Source organism: Polynucleobacter yangtzensis (genome assembly GCF_001595965.1).
Taxonomy (GTDB): Bacteria; Pseudomonadota; Gammaproteobacteria; order Burkholderiales; family Burkholderiaceae; genus Polynucleobacter; species Polynucleobacter yangtzensis.
The window spans coordinates 1-229 of record NZ_LOJI01000029.1; the positions used below are offsets into that span (position 1 = coordinate 1).

The 229-nt window shown below is 44.1% G+C and carries 1 pseudogene; it reads right to left on the reverse strand.

Features of this window, described 5'->3' with window-relative positions:
• Positions 1 to 115 precede the first annotated feature (115 nt).
• Positions 116 to 229: pseudogene (locus JaK3_RS10610) on the reverse strand (ABC transporter ATP-binding protein); the annotation flags it as partial.

A 229-nucleotide genomic window follows, 5' to 3' on the forward strand; every position in this document is an offset into this window, starting at 1 on the left:
GCTCAAAAGGCAAAACATAGGCATCAGCCATACTGCTATTTTGTTGCTGTTGGTTGGACATAAAATACTCTCTAAAGATAAGGAAACTGGTGTAGCGGATATAAACAACCAACCATTAATGACCGCCTGCGCCACCCAAGTAAGCTGCTTTCACAGCAGGATCATCCTTGAGCTTAGCAGCAGGTCCATGAGTAGCAATCTTACCGTTCTCAAGAACATAACCGTAGTC